Consider the following 18,828-nt stretch of genomic DNA (forward strand, 5'->3'; position numbering starts at 1 on the left):
GAGAAAGGCGGGACTTGCAGAAATTCCAGCGGTTGTAAGGGAACTTACTAAAGAACAAAACATGCTCTTTGCGATAATAGAGAACATGCAAAGAGAAGACTTAAGTCCTATAGAGGAAGCCGAAGGCATTAAAAATATGATTGAAATTTTATAAATTATTTTACTCGCTGATATTTTTTATCCTTAAGATAAAATTTAAAACAACTTAAACAAATATTGTGTAATATTTCAAAAGTATCTTGACCTAAGGCAAAATATGGAAAATATATTTTTAGAATCTTACGACGTATTTAAGGTATCGAAAAATGTGAGCAAGCTAAAAATTTACAACGACTTTCTAAGAGACAACAAAAGATACTCCGTAACGCGCTGTTATTATGTCATAGTCGTGGATAATACCTTTTTGACCTACTCGCATTTGATGATTTATGAGGATTTGCTTTATCTTCTGTATTCGCAGAACAAGCTAAAAAACGGCGATTTTTCGCTGACGCTTAAAAAATCGGAGCTCGCGAAAAAATTTAAGACCGACATTACCAAAAGCGCAACCGAGACGATAAGGCGCTTTTATGAGATGCAGCAAGTAAAAATCACTATTTTCGTAAAAGACAAAGTCGAAAAACAGATGAATATCATAGAGCGTATCGACGCACCCGTGACCGAAAAATACGGCGACATCCCCGACGAGATCAATATCTCGCTGAATTCCGAGTTCGTGCGACTCTACCGCTGCACGTATCTGGATAAGATCGAGTATTTAAATAGCTTTGATATCGAGCAGGGCAGCTTCATCCGCTACTTTATGCAGCACGAGCTAGACGGAGGTGTCAAAAGCTCTGCAATCATCGATAAAATGGGCGTTACGACGTATCTGCCCTTTACTTATAAAAAGCGCTTCGAGCAAGAGATCGCGAGGGTGAGCTTTTACTATAAAAATGAGAAATTTTGCATAAAAGACGGCTTCGTCGTCATCGAAAACCACGAAAACAAGGCGATAGATAATCAAAACGCGTCGATTGAGCTTTTCGGCGTGATATACGAGCAGATAACGCAAAATTGCACCAAAGCCGTTACGCTAAACGAGCAAAATTTAGCGAAGTATTATGCGCGCTTCGGTAGGTTTGAGACAAGTCAGACGGTGTTTAAAATTCTAAGCAACATGGAGCTCATGCTAAATCAATCGATGCAGAAAGAAAACGCGAAGATCGCCTGTTTTTCGCACTTTTTTGAAAGTATCGTCTGTAAAAACGGCAATGAATTTGAAATTTTGATCGAGCTAAATCAAAAGGGTTTTGAGTATATCGTATCGCGTAGCGCAAATTTGGACTTTTGGAACGTCGAAGCCGCAGACTATGGACTCACGCCGTACCCTGCAAATAGCTGTGCGACAAACGGCAAACTGGGGTAAATTTAAGTCGGTAAATTTTAAAATCTATCCGTAAAATACGGGAGTACGCCCGCTGCATCAAGGACAAGGCGCGGGCAAAATTTTAAAAATTTACTCCTGCGTCCTTAGCTCGGCGATGAGCCCGTCAAGCTCGCCGCTATTTTGCGCGCTCAAAAGCCGCTCGTTTATGAGCCGCATTTGCGCCGAAAACTCACTATCAAGCATATCTGCGACGAAATTTTCGCTCTCGCTCTTATCCGTCACCGGATACATATCGCGCCATATGTCGGTTATCCACCAGCCGCACTTCGAGACGCAGGTAAAGTCCTTCAAAACGCCCGTCTTTAGCTTCATCATCACTTCGTCGGTTTGCTTGATCTCGCTTGCGACAAAGTCTCTGTGGATGCCGTCTAGGCAAGTAAAAATGCGGTGTCCTAGGCTTTGGACGCTGTTTTCGGAGCAGATCCTAAACTGAAAGACGCTATCTTTAAAATTTAGATCGGATAAGCAGATTGGATGCTTTTGAGTAAAATTTGGAAACGAATCAAAGCTCCTGTCGTCGATGCTAAGCGCCCAGCTCGAGTTTGGATTTTTGCGGGCAAACTCGCCGAAACTAAGCCTGATAAATTCTTTATAGCTTAGCTCCTCGGCCGTAAAAAAGTCGTAGTTAGAACAGTTTACAGCTTTAAAATCTTTAAATTTCATATCTTTCTCCCGTAAAAATACCGTTTCAAATTCTATTGAGACGGTATTGTATCATTTTGCGGGATTTATTTTTATTAATCCGAATAAATTTAATCAAGAATTCGCAGCTCAAATTCCAACTAAAGCTTATTGCCATATTTTGGATAGTGTTTGCACATGCTAAATAGTAAAATTTAATGACATTTGAAATATCTTGAAGAAATTCCGCCGCTTGGAATTTCGCACCGCAGAATTCCAAGACCGAACTTCCAAGGTAAAATTCTGCGCATAGGATTTTAGTGCAGAATTTTACTCGCGATAAAGCCTCGCCAAATATGGTACAAAAGCTCCGTTGAAACCGAAATCTTGCGGATTTGTGGCGCCTAAATTTACGCGCCGCACACGAAGTTAAATTTTAATTCGCGCTGCGAAATAAATCATAAAATTCTATTTCACCAGCTCGTAATTATACTCTTTCGTGCCGTCGAGTAGATTTGTGACGTTGTATCCTCGCTCGTTTAGGGCTTTGGCTAGCTTAGCGCTGCGGTTACCGCTGTAGCAGTGCGTGATTATCTTTTTGTCTTTATTGGCCTCAAGCACGTCCTTGTAGTTTTCTAAAGGCTCGCCGTCAGGAATATTTATCGCGCCCTTCATATGCCCCGCGTCGTAGTCTTGCTTCTGCCTAGCGTCGATGATCAGCACGTTTGGATCATTTGCTATTTTCAAAAATCTCTCCGCGTTTATGCTGCCGACTTTATACAGCTCATAGTCGTACTGCTTCACGCCAGGCGCGTTCATAAGCACACTGAAGCCTTTTTGTTTAAGCAGATCAAGCGCTTTGCCGCTGCGATTGCCCGTATTGCAATAAAGCACGACGTTTTTATCCTTGTAGGCGTTTATCTCATCCAGCCTGCTTTCAAGCTCTCCAAGCGGGATGTTGATCGCGTGTTTTATGTGGCCTGCAGCGTACTCATCTGCACTTCTAACGTCAATGACTAGATAATTTTCTTTCGCCCTATTATCCTCCTCTATCGCCGATAGCGCCGCGCCGCTTATAGCGTAGCCGCTAGGTTGCTGCGTCTCGGCGCCGCAAGTCGCAAAAGATCCCAATGCCGCCAGTAAAACCGCGCTTTTTAAAATTTTATGAGAAATAAATTTCATATGTTTCCTTTAAATTTTTAGCTTTTAAATCGGGGGATTATATCGAAATTTTAGCTAAATAGTGTGAATTCGTGCGAGGCGTGTTAGATTATTCTAGCGTAAGATTTGCTGATATGAAAACTCAATGGAGCCTCAAATGAAAAGCTTTTTCTAAAATATCTTAAGGCTCACGGACAAAGATACTTTGCGTAAATTTATCTTTTAGAGACGGAGCAACAAATTCAAAAAAACTCACATTTGCCCGAAGGTAAATTTTATGCTTTTGCTAATTTTCATTATTTTTCAAGTATAAGTAAGATATAATCTCGAACTTTTTTGAGGCGCAGTTGCACCCTTAAAGGTAATTTGAAGATGGTGTCAAGAGAGAGACTTGAACTCTCGACCTCCGGCTTATGAGATAAATTTTTAAATATCGCTTAAAGCCCTGCTACATCGCCATTACAAACAACTTTTCTCAATAAGCACTAGCCAAGTGTCCCACTTTTGTTCCACTGCAAATCCATGGTACACCTAAAAAACCGCAATGGAATTTATTACTACCGAAGCGTCATCGCACCAAACGCAAGAAAAGTCTTAAAGTGCTCAAGAGAGCTATCTTTCTCCTTGGGGACTTGTTCCATATTAAAAGCCAGAAAATCTGCTAGAATTTATGATAGATATATCTATCTCATAACAAAGGCAGTTGATATGAAGCTAAATCAAGGAATTATAGATTCATTAGTTGATAGTTTTATGCAGGCAAAGGTGGATAATAGTATAAAAGAGCATTCACTTTATGATAAAAAGATAGATATTGACTTTGCAGATGCGCTAAATAAGCATTTTAAAGAGGCTTTAAAAGATAATACCTTCCCTGATTTACTTAATAAAAGTAATGAGACTTTAAATAGCATGGCTAAAATTTTATCTAATAGTCTAGATAAAGCCATAGATCAAGATGATAAAGCCAGCATAGCTCAAACCCTGCTTGAAAAACATATATTGTCCCTAAACTACCTAATATCAAAGCTCGATAAGAGCGCAAACCTTGTGTCTAAAAGACTTAAATTCTTAAGCAAACAAGATGAAAGTTATAAATTTGAGCCAACTGGTATAGATAGCTTCCAAGATAATATCAATGCTCTAGATGAAGCAAATGGGCTACCTCTTAAAAAAGAAGATATCAAAAGTCTAGCTAAAAATTTCTCACATGCCATAATGGCAACTGCTGAGCAACAATACGGACTTAACACTCCTTTTAAGCTAGTAAAAACAAAAGGTGATGAGAGGAGTGCAGAGCAGATACTATCTGCCAATAGTCATCTAATAGGCAAACGCATAAAAGTTGGAGATAGTAGCTTTGCTGTGGGCAGCTTAAATGATGAGGCAGTCCAAGAATACGAGATAGTGCCATGTTCTCCTAGTCAAAGAAAGGTAGAGAGTAGAGAGATCATCACACTAAAAACAGCATTTGAAAATTTTACAGCTAATACTAGCGTGAGTCAAAAGTGGTCAAGTAGCACTATGGATCTGGTAAATATTGTAGGCAATATATTATTTAAATTTTTTCATCCGAACAAGGACATCACAACCATATCACGAGATGATCTACTTAAATTTAGAAATACTTTAGCCCTCATACCAACCAAGCTAAACCAAAAAGCCAAATATAAAGACAAAAGCCTAGAGCAGATAATACGCATAGGCAAAAATGATGCCAAACTATCACAAGTAACCATACAAAAATATATGATAAGAGTAGTGCAGTTCTTTAAGTATTGTTATAACAGCGACTACATAAGTAAGAGCATCATAAATGACCTAAACGTAAAAGTGGAGATAAACCCAATGGAGCGCAAGGTGCTACCTTATAGCAAGGAAGAGGCTAATGCTATCTTTAAAATAGTCCAAAATTTTAAAGAGACCAACAAGTCACCAAGCAATCGCATAAGCGCAAATGATCTATACTATATAACCATGATAGCAGCATATAGTGGCATGAGGATAAATGAGATAGTTCAGCTAAGAGCACGTGACATAGTGCAGCACAATAATGTGCTTTGCTTTAGTATAAATAGAGATGATGGCAAGAGCACCAAAAATATAAATTCCATAAGGCTCGTGCCAGTGCATAGCAAGCTAATAGAGCTTGGACTAATGGAGTTTGTAAAACAAAGAGCTAGTGCAAATAAAAGCATCTTCAAAGTAAGCAATAAAGACTTTTCAGAAATTTTTAGATCGCAAATACAACGAAAGCTAATAAGTAGCGACAAACAAAAGACTTTTTACTCGTTTAGGCACTATTTTATAGATACGCTTGTCCAACAAGAAGTAGAGCCAAATATCATAGCTCAAATAGTAGGGCATGAGAAGCAGTATAAAATTTTACTTGGAACATATGCTACAAATATAAATGCTAGTGTATTAAAAGCAAAAGTAGAAATGGTGTGCTATTAGATATTTTAGATGTATGGTTTATATGGATACATGCTTTCTTCTATAAACCATAATCTATTGCTTGATTTTAAATCTAATCCTTTATATTATGCTCTTTAGCATAGCTTAATATTTTTTGCCTAAGATCTTCAGGGAAGCTATCTCTATACATCGCTGGTGTTAAAGGGTTTAGCTTTTTATCTAATTTACCAGCCTCATATAGTCTTGTTAGCTCTTCTGGTGTGTTATAGTATGGTGCATTAGGATATCCCTCTGGTGGGGTTAGAGACATTATTTTAGCTTCCAGTAGGGTGGAGTCGATGTAGAGACTTAAATCGCGATCGTCCCATGTGTTTGGATAGCCAACTTCGTCAAACTTTTCCTTATAATCTTCTAATACTTTTTTTGAGTATTTTACAAATTCTTCCCTTGTAGTCTCGTTTGCGTCAAGGTCTCTAGGGTCTAATAATTTACCTTCATCTTCTACTAATTTTCTTAAATGTCTATGGATTGAGCCGTCTGGATTGTTAACAACCCCGCCCCTATTAAAATCCATCACGAAGTAGCTTCCTACTATCTCATCTAGATAAGGTATCATGCCATATTCATCTAGTGGGGGATTTTTAGCTAGTTTTCTAAATTCTTCTGCCATTTGTAAATTTTTGTTTAGACCTACTAAATAGGTAGAGTATTCAAATAAATCAGCTAATGCTTCTAGGGCTCCGTCTTGACCAAGCTGAGCTGATAAAAACATTGATTGATATGCTCTTGCTTTAAATCCTGCATAACCTAGTCCAACCCCTCCTACAAATCCTCCCATATCTCCCAATACTCCTGCACATATATTCCACTCTGCTGCAAATAGTTCTGATTTTAGAGTACCTTTGTGAGAATTTACTTCATCATAAATTTCAGCATACTCTGGCTTTGTTAGTTTGCCATTGCTATCCACTCTACCTATGGCATCATCTGGTATATCCATCATAGTGCATTTTAGATTGCTTCTTTTTACTAGATAGATATATCTATCTCTCTTATCTTTTAAACTTTCATAATAAGCTTTTTCTGTCTTAGTCCAAGGAGCTATCTTATTTGAGCTTGGTTTATAGCTAATATCTAGCCATGGTTTAAATGATAGATAGTCTGTTTGACCTAGAGAATTTGGTTTAGGGTTATAGTATAGTGGTTTATAGTTTTTGTATGGGGATGAGTCTAGGATGGAGCGGGCTTCTAGGACTAGTTTAGAGGCTTCTTTATTTGCAATCCTGCTTTTGGCATCTATTTTACTATCTGGCTTTGCCACTATTAAATTTGTATTTTTATCAAGCCAGACTTCCTTTTCATTGGGTGCTATGACTGTATATATATTGCTTTTATCCATTGTTTTTCCTTTATTTATAAATAATGCTGACGTTGCCGCTACTAAAATAGCTATGATGATAAATATGATCTTCTTCATCTCTTATCCTATATATAGACCATCTTCCATTACTATGGTGGTGGCTAGACGACCTACTAGGCGAGGGGGTATAGTGTGGTCACTATCAGCATTTGCCTTTTTACACCCCACATATATACCCTTTATGTTATTGTTACCTATAATATCAAGAGCTTCTACTAGATCTCTTGAGAGGTTGCGGTGAGTATTGCCATAGTTGGTGTTAAAAATTCCTAGTCTAAGCATATATATAATATTTGCAGCCTCTTGATAGGCATCTATCGGATATTTTGGTTTGCCTGCTGCTTTATTTGGCAATGCGCCATCCTTGTAATTATTGTATATCTCTTTCTCCTCTTTCACATCCAAATTTAACTTCCTTATCTCTACATCAGATTCAGTGTATCTACTTCTAGCATATTTAAAATATCTTGCATCTATCTCATTACCAGCTCCTCTTAGCTCATCTAAGCATAGATAAGCACTAAGGTTATTTAGTGCTAGTTTAGAAGCTAGGTTAAAAGATAGTTTGTTTTTCTTATGGTCTATGTCATAGTACATAAATGAGTTATAGTCTAGTCCTCCACTACTTATATTAGCTCCTAGAAATAGTCTATTTAAATTTAGACTTATATAGTTTTGATAGATCATTACTGGATAGTAGCAATATGTATTTGTACTATTTTTATCATAGGCTTCTTTTATGGACATAGGTTTATATGAGATATTATTTAGTGCGTAAGCTTCATTAAATTTATATGTATATCTTGTATGCATTATCTCTTTGTAGTTCTCTTCTAGTTTTTCGTATGAGGTTTTCCAGAGTTCTAATGCACCACTGACCATAGAAGCACCTATGCTCTTACCCAATGATCCTGCATAATCTTTTATTAGCCTCTTTATCTCTTGAAAATCTGTATAGCTAAATCTATGAGTATATCTCATAAAGGTATATGTTGTGATCTCTGTATAGGTTATACTTAGTTTATAATACTCCATTGCCATATGAAGCCTAAATGCATTCGAAGCTTGAATGATTAGATTAAGCTTTGAATGTTGTAAAACTACACTTGTAGTTCTTAGACTTGTTATTAGTAAGATATATCGATCTATCTCTTTAGTCTTTCTTGCACCAAGTAGGCTTTTTACTAAATTTAATACCCCAAGCTCATCAAGAAATGTTTCTCTTAGTGCCTTTGCATCTTTATTAAATATATAAGAGCCAAGTGATTCATATATCTTAGATATGCCATCTTCACCAACAAATTTTGAAAGTGGAAACACCTCTTCTATAGTAGTTTTTACTAATAATGAGGTTACCTCTTTATTTATATCTCTATCATTGCTATATGCTATATCTTTTAAGTTTATAGCCTCTTTTAGAGTGTTTTTATTCTTAGCAGCTATAGCCTCTTTTATAGTAGCTTCATCTTTTTTATAGTTTTCATCTATCTTATCAGCTTGTTCTATAAGAAGTTTCATTAGATCTTTTTGCAAAGGATCTTTGATATCTGCATTTTTACCAACTTCATTTTCTGCTAAAAGCTCTTCAACGCTAACTATATCCTTGTTATTTACTCCATCCATATATTTAGAAATTTCTTCTATACATAGATACTCACCACTTTTTAGACCACTATTTTTTACTGAGTCTTTGTAGAAAAATAACTTTAAATCTCTATCAAAAACTCTTATTATAGAGTTTGAGTGTAGGGCTTTTATTTCATCATCTTCTATTACTATATATTCATCACCATCTTTAATGCTTTTCTTTATCATTTTTTTTGAATAGCTTTTAGTTATTATAAAGTAAGCTACGCCAAGAGATAGTGCCTCTATGAAAGAGTAGCGTTTTGGGAGGGTTTGTATTATACGTTGCATTTGTGATTGGTATTCATCTGCGGTTGATGAGCCATTTTTTATATCATCTATAAGTTGGCTTGAGATATTGCTATTGTTATATGCTTCAGCCTCTCTTCTGTTTAAGGCGTTTTCATTTACCTTATCAAATACTGCTTTAAAAGAGAGAGTTACCTTTTTCATATACTCTTCTTCGCTTTTTTTGATCTTCTCCATATCATTTGGTTGCTTAACATAAGCATTTACGTGAGAGAAATTTGTCTTAAATAACTCTTCGTATTTGGTGTAATTATCAAGATAGTTAGTATCATCTTGATAGGCGATCTCTTTAAATTCTTCCCTTTTTTGCTCTATGTTGTCTATATATTTTTTATCTATCCTTGCAAATGGAGATAAATTTAAGACAAGAGTTGATTTATTGTTTTCTTTATTGATATTTATGCTGTACTGGCTGTAATCCTTAATAGGACTTAGGGTTTTTATGTCAGTAAATTTTTGTTTTACTAGGTTGGATTTGTTGGGTCTATTTAGCCCGTCTTCTATCACTTGATCTAGGCATTTACTTATTACTTCTTCTCTTAGCCCTGCACTTGATCTAAAAGGAGAATTTGAAAGAACGATATAGTTTTTATTTAAATTAGAAAAGTCCTTGCTATTCATCTCGTCGTTTGTAGATTTGCCGTTTTTGTTAGACTTATCTGATATTAGATTGGCTAGTTTTACGGAATTAAAATTTGAAGCGCAGATGAAATTTAGGTTTGCATTTAGTCCTTTTATTTGATCCTTTAGTCTTTTAAAGAGCGTATCATCACTAGAGCCAAAGCCTAAGTTTTTATTTACTATATCATAAGAGCAAACGTCCTTAGTGTGATCAAATACCGACAGATCATCCAAATGACCAAACACACTATATCCCTCATCTGCATTGCAATTAACCTCATTTAGGTTATTGTCGTCTCTAAAGTAGATATAGTCTAAATTTAGATGGGTAAAGTCTATAAAAAAGCCAGAATTAGAGGATTTATCTTGCTTAAATACTAATACATTGCAGCTTGAGTTTATATTTAGGGTATTTATAATAGAAGCAAATCTAGATGTGAAAAAACTAAGGATAGGTAAGGTTACGCCATAAAGAGATCTATTACTTTGATGCTCAACCATCTTGTAGGTTAATTTACTAAGCTCATAGAATAAAAAGCATCCGTTTGCCTTTTTAAGCGCTGCCTTTGGATCACTTAGATCAACTATGCTTAGTATAAAAAGAAATATTTGCTTTAGCAAAAACTCTCCGCTTTCTTTATTTAACTCGCTTAAATTCTTATCTAACTCTCTAAAACACTCTTCAATACTTTTTTCAAATTTAGCTCCATCTAGTCCCTCGCTAGATATCAAAGAGCTAGCATCACTTAGTAGATCATTTTTTAAGGTATTTAGGCACTCTTTTACAATATCTTTGGCGTCGTCGTAGTTGGATACTACGGTCTCAAACATATCATAAAAGCTTATAGCTTCTGTCTTTGTTTCACCCATGCTTTTTAGCAAATTTCTCTCATGCTCATCCTGAGCAGCTTCAAGTTCAGCTTCATATCTTGCTTTGCTTTTTATGGGGCTTATCTTCTCTTTTAAATTTGCAAAAAACTTGTCAACTGCACTCTTTTTATGGACAATCTTTACTGGTATATCTCTATATTCAAATTCTCTTATTCTATTTAGTTTGCTATCAGTAAAGCTCTCTTTATCTATATAAAAGTCAGATACGATCGACACATCTTTTTTATCTCTCTTCTTAGAAAATATTAGATTAGATATGATCTCATTAGCTATGCCGTTAGAGTACGATGTGAGTGAATTCAAACTAGATGTATAAAGAGTTACGCATTTCGCATCAGCCATATACTCTTTTATCTTTTTTAATGTCTCTTCGCAAGAGTAGGTTATATTTATTTCGTTGTTTTGCATATTAAGCCACCACTACTGTTTTAGATATTTTATTGTGATTGTATTTATAATATTATTAATTTATTATGGGATAAAGGAAGGTAGGAAATGTTTGATACTTGGGCTTATATTTTTTAGCTTGCCAAGTTAGTTAGATAAAGCCATCTAAATTACTAACACAATTATGCTATAATCATGTCATATTATTAAAAGGAAATAACATATGCCTCAAATAGTACCTATAAAAGAGCTTAGAAACACAAATGAAATTTCACAGCTATGCAATAGCAAGGATGAACCAATATTTGTAACTAAAAATGGTTATGGAGACTTGGTTGTGATGAGCATAAAGACATACGATAAGCTAGTAGCCACAGCCGATATAGATAGCGCCATCGCATCATCTGAAGCTAAGATAACAGCAGATACAAAGATGCTAGAAGCAAAAGACGTTTTTGCTAGTTTAAAAGATAAGTATCTTGAGTAAGTATAAAGTTCTGATCTCACCACAAGCTTATGAAGAGCTTGAAGCGATTTATAAATATATCGCACTATCTTTGCTCTCGTCAGGTGCTGCAAACTCTACGCTAGAGGCTATCAAAAATGCTATTCTTAGCCTAGATGAGATACCAAATCGTGGTGCTATTAGAAAAAGTTGGCAGATATGCCAATATGGGCTATAGACAGCTATTTGTTAAAAACTATACAGTGATTTATAGGGTCAATGAAAAAAATAAGGCCGTTATAATCATCACTATTAGATATACGCCAAGCGCTTTTTAGACATACAACTTCAATAATATCTTTCTAAAAATAAATATCCACCTATCCTAATACTCTCTCATCTGCGAAAATATACATAACATCACATACTATACGTTACGTCACCTACTGCATGTTACATCATGTACTATACATTACATCAAGTGCTGCATGTGACATCACATACTGAATGTTACATCATGTACTGCACATTACATCACATGCAGTATGTTACATTATGAATTTATTTGTTATAATCCAAGAAAATTTGCTGATGTGTGATAAAGAAGTAGTAGAAGTGTAAAAAATTTTGCCGTTCCTATCCGGCGTTTGCGCATTGCGCCGGATAGGTCGGGCGGTCATTCGGGCAGGTCTACCTTGCCAACGAAAGAGTAATAAATATCAATGTCCTGTCTGCGTGTGCCGTTCTCGTCATAGCTGCACTCATGCACAACGATTTTCTCCACAAACTCACGCAAAAGGGTAGGGGTAAGTTCTTCAAAGCTGGTGTACTTGCGGACAACATTCATAAACTTTTCTGCGTTTACCGTGGCTTCCTGCGCTTTGGAAAGCTCTGCCCGGATAGCGGCGGCTCTCTCTTTCAGTTCTTTCTGCTCGGCTTCATAGTCTGCCGACAGCTCCGTGAAACGCTCGTCTGAAATGCGCCCGGTCACGCTGTCCTCATACAGCCGCTTGAAGATAGCGGATAACTCGCTGATACGCTTCTCGGCGGCTTCCAGCTCCTTTTTCCTTGCGGCGTTCCTGCGCTTGCCCCCGTCCTCGTTCTGCTCGATCAGCAGCTTCATAAACCGGGCTTCGTGCTTCGCTGCATAGCTGGTGACTTTCCGCAGATTGTCGGTCACTCCGGCGGTCAACAGGTCGGTGCGGATAAAGTGCGCCGTACAGTCACGGGTACGCTTCTTGTAGCTCCCGCAGATATAACAATCCTGCTTGCGGGTGGCGTTCTGGTAACGCTGCTGGTAAAGGACGCTGCCGCAGTCGGCACAAAAGAGTATGCCGGAGAATAAGCCCACTTCATCATAGCGGTTCGGGCGTTTGCGCTGCTTGCGTAACTCCTGCACACGCTCCCACATCTGGGTGTCAATGATAGGCTCATGGTGGTTCTCGAAAATCGCCTGTTTCTCAATGGGGTTCTCTACGCTGTGCTTGGTCTTGTAGGACGGCTTCTCCGTCTTGAAGTTTACCAGACAGCCCGTGTACTCCCTGTTTTCAAGGATATGTACCACGGTATTGGTCGCCCACTTGCACTCATAGCCGGGGTGGTAGCGGCGGGTGCTTCCCGTCCGACGGTATTCCAGCGTTCCCGGCGTGGGGATCTCCTGCTCTGTGAGCATACGGGCTATCTTGGTCGGCCCGTTCCCGGCAAGGCACAAGCTGTAAATCTGCCGCACAACAGGGGCGGCTTCCCCGTCAATGATAAAATTTTCGTCCTCGTCCATAAAGTAGCCGTATACGGGTTTGCTCGTGACGGGCTTCCCGCTCATACCCTTAGACCGTTTTACTGCTTTGATTTTCTTGCTCGTATCTCTCACCAGCCATTCGTTAAAAATGTTCCGCAGAGGGGCAAAATCATTGTCGCCCTGTGCGCTGTCCACTCCGTCATTGATAGCGATAAAGCGGACGCCTTTCTGTGGGAAAATCATTTCCGTATACATTCCCACTTGCAGATAGTTTCGCCCTAACCGTGACATATCCTTGACGATAACGGTGCCGACTTTTCCGGCTTCAATGTCCGCAAGCATGGCTTGAAAACCGGGTCTTTGGAAGTTCGCCCCAGAATAACCGTCATCTGTGTACCATTGCAGATTGGAAAAGCCGTTCTGCTTCGCATAGGTTTCAAGAATACGCTTCTGGTTTGAAATAGAATTGCTCTCACCTTGCAGCTCGTCCTCGTGGGATAATCTCGGATAAAGGGCGGTAATAAGGTTTCGGGTGGTCTGTCTTAACATAGTGTCCTCCATTTCCGACAGCCAGCCCCACTATTCCGTATGACTATCATACCACACGCCGGGGCTGGCTGTACAGTCCTTTCTGCTTCTTTACGTCCCGTCAAATTGCCGATTTTTGTGTAGCAGCTTCCGCTTCCAGCACTTTCAGCATTTTATCGGCGGCGGTGGCGGTGGTGTCCTGCTTGAAATAGCCGGAAACGACAAGGACAGAATTACCTATGCGGATTTCCGTCACGCAATCCGGGCGGCGGGTGCTGCGGTCATTCTTTGGGGTGTTGGTCATAGGCGGCTCTCCTTTCTGTTCATCAGCTTTTTCAGTTGTCCCATTTTCTCCTGCGCCGTGGCTTTTCGGAAGTTGCTCCCGGTAAAGCGGACAGGAGAACACATTTCAATCAGACGGTCATAAATGCGGGCGTGGGCGGTGTCCTCCGGGTGCTGCAAGTCCTCCAGCGTGAGATTAGTCGTGACGATCAGCGGCCTGCCGCTGCGGTAACGGCTGTCAATCACGTTGTAGACCTGCTCTAAGCCGTATTCCGTTCCCCGTTCCATTCCAAAATCGTCAAGGATAAGCAGCGGGAAGCTGCAAAGTCGGGAGATATATTCATTCCTGCCCTCAAAGCTGGCGGCAAGGTCACCCAATATCAATGCAAAGTTTGTCATGCACACGGGGATTTCACGCTCCATAAGGGCATTTGCGATACAGCCCGCAAAATAGCTCTTGCCTGTGCCAACGCCGCCCCATAGCAGATAGCCAATGTTGCGCTCTTTCATGGTTTCCCAGTTCTCCACATAGAAATGGGCGTGTTCCATTTGCGGGCACTTGCCGTTGTCGTTCTCAAACGTCCAGCCCTGCATAGCCGGGTCTGTAAAGCCCCGCCGCTTCAACCGCTCGACAGTTTCAAGGTGACTGCGCTGTTTCTCTGCGGCTTCCCGTTCCTCACGCTCTGCCCGCTGGCAGTCACATTCTGCCGGGTGGCGGTCACGCCCCAGCCATGCGGCGGTTTCTTTGGGGAAATAGCCCTCTTTGGGCTTGTGGCACTTCCCGCAGTATAAAAGCCCGTCCTCGCCGGTGTAGTCCTCCGGCTCCGGCGTGGTGTCGGTCATATTCAAAATCATTTCATCAAATCCATTCGTCATAAGCTCTCGCCCTCCTTACAGGTATAATCGGGTATGCCCTTTTTCGGGGCTTTCTTGGCTGCGTCCTCCTGCGCCCACTTGAAAATCGTGGCTGCATGGCTCTTGTATTTCCTCCCGCTGGAAGCGATATGGCAGGATAGGCGGTCAATGTAATACTCCCACTTGCCGGGAAGCTCTGTTTTCAGCCCGTCAAGCTCCGTATCGGAAAGAATGACATTGTGGTATCTGCCATAGGCGGCGGGGGCGGGGTGTCCCGTTTCTAACTCTCTCTCTTTTTCTATTTCTATATCTATCTCTTTCTCTATCTCTATCTCTGGTGGACAAATGTCCGCTCGATATGGTGGACATTTGTCCGCCCCTGTCTGCGGCAGGGCTTTTTGTTCCTGCAAAGCCAGCCGCGCCCTGCGCTTGCGCTCCCCCTCGGTAGAGGACTGGCCGATTAAAAGCTCAATGTTGCTCATGTAGAGTGCGCCGCTTGGCAAAGGCTCCACAAGCCCCAGCTTCATAAAGATTTTCAAAGCTCTCTCTACGGTACCTACCTGCTGGCGGGTAATGGTCGCAATCATCTGGGCGGTGTAGGGGATATTCTCGTCAAGCTGCAATTTCCCGCCGTTTTTCAGCGATTTCAAGTACAGCTTCAAGAGAATGTTGGAATAGATAACGCCGTCCTGCATACTTTCCAGCAGAACGATTGCATCATCGTCAAAATAGCTCTCTTTCAGCTTGAGGTAGTAATATTTGCGGTTATCTGCCATAGGCTGCGTCCTCCTTTTTCCAGCGTTTGGAATAATAGCGAGGGCATAGTATGATAACCGCCCGGAAGCTCTGTTTGCAGTCACGGGTGCAGCCCCGGCATAGGTCGTTGTAAGTGATACGGTTGCGGTGGTTGAGGAAGAAAGACCATTCCAGCCGCCGCTTCTTGCTCATTCTCGGCAATGGTAAGCTCCTTTCTGCCGTTCCTATCGGTGTAGCGGGATAGGGGGCATTTTCTGTATGTTCTCGGTATCATTTTCGGGCTTTTTCTGCCCTGTAAGCCCCGTTTGGAAGTCGGGGAGTATTGCGGTAAGGGTTCATATCATACCTGTATTTTTGTAGGGTTTCGGTATCATTTCGGGGCGGTCTTTAACGCTCCTGTTCACGCTTTTTCTGCTGGCTCGGTGCGCCCCTTAAAATCTGGTCGATATTGCGTCTGACTGTCTGAAGCTCCTGCGCCCGCTGGCGTTTCTCCCGGTAGTCGTTATATCCGGCGTTCTTCTGGACGGTAAGCTGCTCAATCTCCCTTTGCAGGGCTTTGCTGGCTGGCAGCTTGGTTATTCCATGCTCCCGGAAATAACGGGCGGCTGTGTCCGCTATGATAAAATCGCTTTCGTGCTGTTCCCGGTAGGCTCTCCGGGCTTTCTCCGATTTCTGCGCTTTCAGACCGTCACGGGCGGGCTTCGTGCCGATATAGCCCAAAAGGTTGCGCTGCAATTCCTTTTTCTCCCGGATAGCGGCTTCCAGCCCTTTCAGTCCGGCAAGGCTCTCCTGCGTGGCGGTGTTGGCTGCGGAAATGGCAGCGTCCAGCTCGTCCGGGGAAGAAAAGCCATACTGCTGGTAGAGCATGAGGGTAGCCGACATCTGTTTGAGGTTGTGCATGGTCGCCCACTTCTCATAGCCCCGTCCTTTCCCCTCGGCTCGCTTGGCGGCTATGTCTACCATGCGCTGTACAGCGTCATTGTTCGGGGCGTTTTTCGCTTCTTTTTTCGTCCGTAAGCGGTCTTTGATACTGCCGGGGTATTCCGCTATGGCTGCGGGTTTTTCGGCGGCTCTGGCGGCGTTCTGCTCCAAAACGGAGAGGACAGCAGCCCGGTCAAAATCGTCCCCCAGCTTCCGGGCGGTAATTGGCTTCGTCCTGTCCGGCGTGAGGTAACTTAGCCGCCCCCGGCTCTCCTTGACGGTCACACCATGCCGGAGAAGCAGGGCGGCAAACTCATCAAAGCCGGAAGCAGCGGCAAGGGCTTCCCGGATAGTCCGGCGCAGCTTCGCCTTATCCGTTTCAAACTTGGTCTGCCGGGGCGCGATACCGTCCGCAGCAATAGGGGCGTTGGCTCTGTCAAGGGCAGCCTGTCCTTTCTTCTGCGCCCAATACTCACGCTCGGTAATGCGTTCTTTGCTGCCGTTCAAAAGGTCTATCTGGTAAAGCCCCTCGCTGTGGCACATCTCCATGACTTCGGCTTTCAGATAGTTCATAGCTGCGTCCGTACAGCGGTGCTTGCAGCCTGCTTTCCTGTCCGCTGGCCTGTCCATGTGGGGCAGCATGGGAACCTCCGCAATCCGCAGACTGTTAATGACGATATGCACATGGATATTTTCGGTGTGGCTGTGTCCGTCCGGGTGGGTGCAGACAAGGGCCTGGTGTCCGGGGAAATGCTCGGCGCAGAACTTCTCGCCCAGCTCCTGCGCCCGATCAACGGTCAAGCCGTTGTCCGGGCCGTCCCGTGGGTCAAAGCTGATGATGTAGTGGTGGCTCTTTACGTCCTCCCGTTTCTGGTTCTTGCCGTAGCGGAGATTGGAGCGCATACAGGCAACGGCAAAATCCTCCCCGCCACAATTCAGAGAGGATATGCGGTAGTCTACCCTCGGTATGAGCCGCCCGTCTGCGTCAAGGGTGGGCTTCATGGTAAACTCGTCATGCTCGAATGTGAGGTATTTTTCAGCGTCCCCGTAGTTGGCATTTTTAGAGCTGATATGTTTGAGTATCGCCAACGGCTTCACCTACTTTCTGCAAGACTTCAAACTTCAAGGCGGCAAGGTCGGCGGCGGCTCCCCGCACTTCCTTTTCCAGCCCCCGGTAGGGGCTTCCGTATTCGTTCAGGCTCCGGGCAATCTGGTTTAAGTTGCCGCCGATTTTCCCGTACTCTGCCGTGAGCTTGGAGAGGGCGGCAAGCAGCCCGTCATTGACCGGGGAAACGGTGACAATGGGGCGTATGGTCGCTTTCCGTATGGCTTGCCGGATAAACTCGGACTGGCTGATTTCATAAGCCGCCAGCCGCCCGGTGAAGTCGGCGTATTCTTCATCGGTCATGCGGGTCTTTACCACATGACGGCGGTGGGGCGTATTGTATTTCTTTCGCATGGTCTGTGACCTCCTTTCTCGCCCGACAGGGCGCATAGCAGGGTTTGGGGAAGGCACTCCCCAACAAGATTCCCGCAGGGGCAAAAATAAGCGGAGAGCGAATTTTGGCACCTCGGTAGAATCTTGCTCTGAAAAACTCCGGCGTTCCCCGGCTCCCGTCCTTTCCGCTAACAAAACGTTTCAAAAGGGCTTTGCTACCCGCTATTCCGGCTTATCTTGAAAATTTTCCTTTCACTACCTACAACACCACGCAAAGCAAAATGGACGGAGATTTTTAGAATTTCCCCTCTATTCCCTACAACACCACGCAAGCCGGAATAGGCGGACAATGGCAGTATTTTTTTCTTTGATACCCTCTACGGATAAGTAAGGGATTTTGCCAACTGCGGCGGCTATTTTCCCTTTTGTTTTTTCATACTGGGGATTTTCAAAAATGCCAAACAGGAACGAAAAAAAGCAGCAAATCTGTTGAATAGATTTACTGCTTTCTGGTTGCCGGCGAAGCGGCGGTTATTCAGTTGTAGGCGGTAGGGCTATCTCCCAAAGCGGAACTTGAAAATAGCTGTGAGAAGCGTCTGGGTGATGTAGTCCTCTGTATCTTGGTCTACCCGTCCATTCACACGGGCGGCACATTGTATGCGGCGGCGGTAATACTGCAATACAGTTCCCACCGCTTCCGGCTCCCCGCTGGCGGCTTGGACGATTGTTTCATAGGGGAGAAGCCTATTATTTCTCATATGCCATTCCCTCCATTTCCGCTTGGAGCTGCCGTAGGGCTTTTCGGATATGGTAGCCCGCTGTGCTGCGGCTGCGCCCGTACTGTCTGCCAATTTCGTGCTGTGGAATACGCTTGAAAAAGGACAGGTAAATCATTTCCCGCTCCCGTTCGTCCAGCCGTGACAGGGCTTCCGCAAGTAAACCGCTGCTGAAAATGACCGTATCGCCGCAAAGGGTAAGTATG

17 protein-coding genes are annotated in these 18,828 nt (G+C 42.3%); 4 read left to right on the top strand and 13 right to left on the bottom strand.

Going from position 1 to position 18,828, the window contains the following annotated elements; genetic code table 11:
• Positions 1 to 256: 256 nt before the first annotated feature.
• Positions 257 to 1,408 carry a hypothetical protein gene (locus Q0393_RS06010; protein ID WP_298978684.1) on the top strand — a complete coding sequence of 384 codons (1,152 nt, stop codon included), beginning with the start codon at positions 257 to 259 and terminating at the stop codon, positions 1,406 to 1,408.
• A gap of 90 nt (positions 1,409 to 1,498) precedes the next feature.
• Here the strand turns inward: Q0393_RS06010 and Q0393_RS06015 are convergent, their stop codons facing one another.
• Positions 1,499 to 2,092, bottom strand: coding sequence for an effector protein (locus tag Q0393_RS06015; RefSeq protein ID WP_298978686.1), 594 nt, complete (start codon positions 2,090 to 2,092; stop codon positions 1,499 to 1,501).
• Between the two features lie 426 nt (positions 2,093 to 2,518).
• Positions 2,519 to 3,232 carry a rhodanese-like domain-containing protein gene (locus Q0393_RS06020; RefSeq protein WP_298978688.1) on the bottom strand — a complete coding sequence of 238 codons (714 nt, stop codon included), beginning with the start codon at positions 3,230 to 3,232 and terminating at the stop codon, positions 2,519 to 2,521.
• A gap of 687 nt (positions 3,233 to 3,919) precedes the next feature.
• Between Q0393_RS06020 and Q0393_RS06025 the strand changes: the two genes are divergently transcribed.
• On the top strand, positions 3,920 to 5,668 hold the full coding sequence (locus Q0393_RS06025; RefSeq protein WP_103645633.1) for a site-specific integrase: 1,749 nt from the start codon (positions 3,920 to 3,922) through the stop codon (positions 5,666 to 5,668).
• Positions 5,669 to 5,741: 73 nt separating this feature from the next.
• Here Q0393_RS06025 and Q0393_RS06030 read toward each other — a convergent pair whose 3' ends face one another.
• Complete coding sequence (locus tag Q0393_RS06030; RefSeq protein ID WP_103645634.1) at positions 5,742 to 7,106, bottom strand: thioredoxin reductase; 1,365 nt, start codon at positions 7,104 to 7,106, stop codon at positions 5,742 to 5,744.
• 3 nt (positions 7,107 to 7,109) lie between these two features.
• A complete protein-coding gene (locus Q0393_RS06035; RefSeq protein WP_107785771.1) occupies positions 7,110 to 10,904 on the bottom strand; it encodes a hypothetical protein in 3,795 nt (1,264 codons plus the stop codon).
• A gap of 202 nt (positions 10,905 to 11,106) precedes the next feature.
• On the opposite strand from Q0393_RS06035, the gene Q0393_RS06040 reads away from it, so the two are divergent.
• Together Q0393_RS06040 and Q0393_RS06045 are read left to right on the top strand one after the other, a co-directional pair.
• A complete protein-coding gene (locus tag Q0393_RS06040) occupies positions 11,107 to 11,370 on the top strand; it encodes a type II toxin-antitoxin system prevent-host-death family antitoxin (protein ID WP_021086499.1) in 264 nt (87 codons plus the stop codon).
• Positions 11,363 to 11,566: a type II toxin-antitoxin system RelE/ParE family toxin gene (locus Q0393_RS06045; protein ID WP_298978708.1), complete on the top strand. Its 204-nt coding sequence runs from the start codon at positions 11,363 to 11,365 to the stop codon at positions 11,564 to 11,566. Before Q0393_RS06040 ends, Q0393_RS06045 begins: the two co-directional genes overlap by 8 nt.
• A gap of 438 nt (positions 11,567 to 12,004) precedes the next feature.
• Here Q0393_RS06045 and Q0393_RS06050 read toward each other — a convergent pair whose 3' ends face one another.
• From Q0393_RS06050 to Q0393_RS06090, 9 genes are all read right to left on the bottom strand, one after another.
• The gene (locus Q0393_RS06050) at positions 12,005 to 13,615 is read right to left on the bottom strand and encodes a recombinase family protein (protein WP_002605633.1); all 1,611 of its coding nucleotides are present in this window, start codon (positions 13,613 to 13,615) and stop codon (positions 12,005 to 12,007) included.
• Between the two features lie 100 nt (positions 13,616 to 13,715).
• Positions 13,716 to 13,898 (bottom strand): transposon-encoded TnpW family protein, encoded by a 183-nt coding sequence (locus Q0393_RS06055; protein WP_002605634.1) that lies wholly within the window; start codon positions 13,896 to 13,898, stop codon positions 13,716 to 13,718.
• Positions 13,895 to 14,752, bottom strand: a complete 858-nt coding sequence (locus tag Q0393_RS06060) for an ATP-binding protein (protein ID WP_002605635.1) — start codon at positions 14,750 to 14,752, stop codon at positions 13,895 to 13,897. The genes Q0393_RS06055 and Q0393_RS06060 overlap by 4 nt, the downstream gene beginning before the upstream one ends.
• Positions 14,749 to 15,507: a phage replisome organizer N-terminal domain-containing protein gene (locus Q0393_RS06065; RefSeq protein ID WP_002605636.1), complete on the bottom strand. Its 759-nt coding sequence runs from the start codon at positions 15,505 to 15,507 to the stop codon at positions 14,749 to 14,751. The genes Q0393_RS06060 and Q0393_RS06065 overlap by 4 nt, the downstream gene beginning before the upstream one ends.
• On the bottom strand, positions 15,497 to 15,688 hold the full coding sequence (locus Q0393_RS06070) for a hypothetical protein (RefSeq protein ID WP_006058351.1): 192 nt from the start codon (positions 15,686 to 15,688) through the stop codon (positions 15,497 to 15,499). The genes Q0393_RS06065 and Q0393_RS06070 overlap by 11 nt, the downstream gene beginning before the upstream one ends.
• 186 nt (positions 15,689 to 15,874) lie before the next feature.
• Entirely contained in the window at positions 15,875 to 17,497 is a 1,623-nt protein-coding gene (locus Q0393_RS06075) for a relaxase/mobilization nuclease domain-containing protein (RefSeq protein ID WP_002602093.1), read from the bottom strand.
• Entirely contained in the window at positions 17,469 to 17,867 is a 399-nt protein-coding gene (locus Q0393_RS06080) for a plasmid mobilization relaxosome protein MobC (protein WP_002602094.1), read from the bottom strand. Before Q0393_RS06080 ends, Q0393_RS06075 begins: the two co-directional genes overlap by 29 nt.
• Before the next feature lie 533 nt (positions 17,868 to 18,400).
• Positions 18,401 to 18,604, bottom strand: a complete 204-nt coding sequence (locus tag Q0393_RS06085) for a helix-turn-helix domain-containing protein (RefSeq protein ID WP_002602095.1) — start codon at positions 18,602 to 18,604, stop codon at positions 18,401 to 18,403.
• On the bottom strand, positions 18,594 to 18,828 hold a 235-nt coding region (locus tag Q0393_RS06090), incomplete at its 5' end, for a sigma-70 family RNA polymerase sigma factor (protein WP_298978710.1). The genes Q0393_RS06090 and Q0393_RS06085, both read right to left, overlap by 11 nt.

Origin of the sequence: uncultured Campylobacter sp. (genome assembly GCF_938015785.1) — a bacterium.
GTDB lineage: Bacteria > Campylobacterota > Campylobacteria > Campylobacterales > Campylobacteraceae > Campylobacter_B.

What these genes read in the sequence shown, in the direction of transcription:
- Q0393_RS06010 (WP_298978684.1), top strand. Translation starts at nt 257, where the DNA reads ATGGAAAATATATTTTTAGAATCTTACGACGTATTTAAGGTATCGAAA.
- Q0393_RS06015 (WP_298978686.1), bottom strand. Translation starts at nt 2,092, where the DNA reads ATGAAATTTAAAGATTTTAAAGCTGTAAACTGTTCTAACTACGACTTT.
- Q0393_RS06020 (WP_298978688.1), bottom strand. Translation starts at nt 3,232, where the DNA reads ATGAAATTTATTTCTCATAAAATTTTAAAAAGCGCGGTTTTACTGGCG.
- Q0393_RS06025 (WP_103645633.1), top strand. Translation starts at nt 3,920, where the DNA reads ATGAAGCTAAATCAAGGAATTATAGATTCATTAGTTGATAGTTTTATG.
- Q0393_RS06030 (WP_103645634.1), bottom strand. Translation starts at nt 7,106, where the DNA reads ATGAAGAAGATCATATTTATCATCATAGCTATTTTAGTAGCGGCAACG.
- Q0393_RS06035 (WP_107785771.1), bottom strand. Translation starts at nt 10,904, where the DNA reads ATGCAAAACAACGAAATAAATATAACCTACTCTTGCGAAGAGACATTA.
- Q0393_RS06040 (WP_021086499.1), top strand. Translation starts at nt 11,107, where the DNA reads ATGCCTCAAATAGTACCTATAAAAGAGCTTAGAAACACAAATGAAATT.
- Q0393_RS06050 (WP_002605633.1), bottom strand. Translation starts at nt 13,615, where the DNA reads ATGTTAAGACAGACCACCCGAAACCTTATTACCGCCCTTTATCCGAGA.
- Q0393_RS06055 (WP_002605634.1), bottom strand. Translation starts at nt 13,898, where the DNA reads ATGACCAACACCCCAAAGAATGACCGCAGCACCCGCCGCCCGGATTGC.
- Q0393_RS06060 (WP_002605635.1), bottom strand. Translation starts at nt 14,752, where the DNA reads ATGACGAATGGATTTGATGAAATGATTTTGAATATGACCGACACCACG.
- Q0393_RS06065 (WP_002605636.1), bottom strand. Translation starts at nt 15,507, where the DNA reads ATGGCAGATAACCGCAAATATTACTACCTCAAGCTGAAAGAGAGCTAT.
- Q0393_RS06080 (WP_002602094.1), bottom strand. Translation starts at nt 17,867, where the DNA reads ATGCGAAAGAAATACAATACGCCCCACCGCCGTCATGTGGTAAAGACC.
- Q0393_RS06085 (WP_002602095.1), bottom strand. Translation starts at nt 18,604, where the DNA reads ATGAGAAATAATAGGCTTCTCCCCTATGAAACAATCGTCCAAGCCGCC.